Genomic DNA, 3040 nt, shown 5'->3' on the forward strand with positions numbered 1-3040 from the left:
CGAATATTTAAAACCGAAGTTTTATTTAACTCTCTGAGTTGTTCGTGCCTCGCTATGCGTTGGCGTTTCCCGTCTCAGTGGGGTCGCATTATAGGGAGATCCAAAAACAGATCAACACTTTTTTTCAATCTTTTGACTGTTCGCTCAAAAAGCATGCAAAACGCTTTAAAAGAACACTCAATCGATGCTTTTTCGAGTCTTTTTTGATGTAAATTAAATTATTTCACATAAATATCATTGCTATGTTCATTTATCGCGTTAAGATAGCAAGTTCACAATGTTAAATTAATGTTTATTTCCTGTTTATTGGTAGATCAAAATGAAATTACCCGATCAAAAATCTCTTATCTCTTCAGTTATCCTTGCTGTTATTGGTTTCGTTATAGTTAATTTTGCGCTTTCGAGCCTACAATTAAGTCCTGCACTGTTATTTGGTGCTGGTTTATTAATTGGTGGTGTAGTTATAGCTGCAATGTCATCTGGCGATGTAGAAGAAGCCGAAGTAAAAACAAAAACACTTTATGTGGGCAATCTTCCTTATCGTGCAAATGAAGGTGTAGTTCGCGCTTTATTTGAAGAACAAGGTAAAGTGTTTAATGTACGCCTATTAAAGGATAAAAATACTGGCAAACGTCGTGGCTTTGGCTTTGTTGAAATGGCAGAGCTAGATGCTGATAATGCTATTGCAAAATTAAACGATAGCGAGTTCCAACAACGTACATTGAAAGTTCGTGAAGCAAAACAAAAACAAGATGATGAATCTAACTCTTTTCGTTCTGAGTCGGATCAATCAGCGTAACTAGCTCCACCGGTTGCTTATCAACATAAATAGAAGCCGTTGCGTAATAACGTAGCGGCTTTTTCTTGCCTGTACAATTAGCATCAAGCTCATCACTGCAATCTATATTATGCTCTTTGAGTATTGCACACACCCGTTTGGCTATTGCTACGCCGGAATCAAGTAATAATACAGTGCTGTTAAAATACTCATTCAAACCTTTTGCTAAAATTGGGAAATGCGTACAACCTAACACGATTACATCCACTCTATTATCAATAGCGAGACTATCGAGCTCTGCAACTAGTTTGTCTTGGATAATCTTTTTACTTTGATATGTTTGTTCCGCCAACGTTACAAGTTCAACACTTGCATATAAATGTACTGTGACAGCTTGACCATGCTGGCTTATCAACTGTTGTGTATAACTACTTTGTACTGTTGCTGGTGTGGCCAATAAGGCAATATGCTGTGACTTAGATAATAAAGCGGCGGGCTTAATTGCAGGTACTACACCGACGATCGGTATCGTGGTTAATTCGCGAAGTGCGCTCAGTGCTGAAGTAGATGCGGTATTACAAGCAATAACTAACACATCAACGTGTAATTGTTGTGTTTCTATAAAAATTAATAATCCGGTGAGGCGCTGAATTATGGTTTGTTGACTCAGCTTTCCATAAGGTAGGTAGGCGTTATCCATAAAATAACTATAAAGGCCATCAGGTATGTATTGCTGAATATGCTTCAGCACTGTGGTACCACCAATGCCCGAATCAAAAACCATGATATGAGGTGACAAACAACTCGCTCCTTATAATAACTAAGCTGAGCAGTTTGCCACGCGGTGTACTGAAAATAAAGCTTATGCTTCACTCTCTAGTGCTGCTGAGCGCAATTTATTCATTTGCTCAAACATTGATTTTGTATAGTCGACTAATTTGCCTATTTCCTCTTGGTCTTGATTTAACCATTGTAAAATGCCTGACAGTTCATTTTGCAAACCAAGATCACCCGCTTTATTAAAGGCATTTTTTAGATCGTCATTAAATGGAGCTATTTTTTCAGCCACAGCTTTCTCTGGTGTTGGTTTATTCTCTTCATAGCCTTTTATTGCTGCAAACGTTTTAGTTTGCTTTAAGTCCATTGAAAACGCGACTAGCTGTTCGTTGCCTAAGTTGAGCTCTTGTGCTTGTTCAAAGGCTTGTTCCAAATCACCACCAAAAAATGTTTTACTAACATTTTGCAAGTCTTCCATCATTGCATTAATAGCCTTTTGTTCATCTTCGTTTAAGTCACCATTTACTGACATGCTAAATGATAACTCCCGCGATTGTGATGATGCACTGGCATAACCTTCATTTTGACCATTACGCTGATAACTACTGGCTGATTGCTGTTTAAATGCATCAGCAAAACTAATACTCACTTCGTCACCTTCTGCAGTGGTGAAGTTATACTGAGCATTATTACTTAAACTTAAATACTGTGCTTGAGTAACACTGACAGAATCCGGTTTAGGGTTAAATAAATCCTCTTCAAACTCATCCAGGCCATTAAAAATACCTTCTTTGGATTTTTCTATGCCCTGCTCAATTTCGTCGTTTAGAATACCGGTATCTTTTAATTCACCATAGGCATCATCAATACCTGTTTGCACACCTTTGCGTGCATCACTAAGCATACCTTTGAGTTTTTCATTATCGGCTCCATTGACTTGCGCTTTCTTAACGGCACCAGTTACAAAGTCCAAAACGTTTTTGACTATTTCTTCAAAATCAAATAGTGGCTTGTCTTTTTTCTCTTCCGCGACAGGTAAGCCTAAGGCCTCAGCCATTTTGTCACCTAACACTTTTGCTGCTAATTCTTTACCACGTTGCTGGTAACTATCTTGAGGCGACTGTATTGTAGGTTGCTGTAATGCAGCTTTGTTACTGTATTTATTGACGTTGTTGTTTGGAACAAAGCCAAAGTTGCCAATTTTCATGATCCGACTCCTATTTTTGCTTACTTAAGTATCGGCCCAAAAATAAATAACTAAAGTAAAATGTACAAAAAAACAGCATTTGCTATTACTCAAAATTAGGGCCTGTTGACCTTTAAGGATTAAAATTTGTTCAACCTCGGGGCGATTTAATCGCGGCGCGAGATTTGTAACCTAGTGGGCTAAGTAAAAATTGAGCAAAGCTTCCGCGTCCTGCTCACGCCCCTTACTTACATCCATGTCATAGGTAGGTACTTAAGAAAAATATTAAGTACAGCCTT

At 38.2% G+C, this 3040-nt stretch carries 3 protein-coding genes; 1 reads left to right on the top strand and 2 read right to left on the bottom strand.

What is annotated here, in order from left to right; genetic code table 11:
• Nucleotides 1-319: 319 nt before the first annotated feature.
• Nucleotides 320-799, top strand: a complete 480-nt coding sequence (locus H5183_RS21330) for an RNA-binding protein (RefSeq protein ID WP_145242807.1) — start codon at nucleotides 320-322, stop codon at nucleotides 797-799.
• Here H5183_RS21330 and murI read toward each other — a convergent pair.
• A complete protein-coding gene (gene murI, locus H5183_RS21335) occupies nucleotides 762-1577 on the bottom strand; it encodes a glutamate racemase (RefSeq protein WP_182732673.1) in 816 nt (271 codons plus the stop codon). The two genes, H5183_RS21330 and murI, sit on opposite strands and share 38 nt — an antisense overlap.
• A gap of 63 nt (nucleotides 1578-1640) precedes the next feature.
• Complete coding sequence (locus tag H5183_RS21340) at nucleotides 1641-2762, bottom strand: DUF5610 domain-containing protein (RefSeq protein ID WP_145242803.1); 1122 nt, start codon at nucleotides 2760-2762, stop codon at nucleotides 1641-1643.
• Nucleotides 2763-3040 lie beyond the last annotated feature (278 nt).

Origin of the sequence: Pseudoalteromonas sp. SR44-8 (assembly GCF_014163635.1) — a bacterium.
GTDB classification, from domain to species: domain Bacteria; phylum Pseudomonadota; class Gammaproteobacteria; order Enterobacterales; family Alteromonadaceae; genus Pseudoalteromonas; species Pseudoalteromonas rhizosphaerae.

Coding starts and splice junctions, on each gene's coding strand:
- H5183_RS21330 (WP_145242807.1), top strand. CDS start 320: ATGAAATTACCCGATCAAAAATCTCTTATCTCTTCAGTTATCCTTGCT.
- H5183_RS21340 (WP_145242803.1), bottom strand. CDS start 2,762: ATGAAAATTGGCAACTTTGGCTTTGTTCCAAACAACAACGTCAATAAA.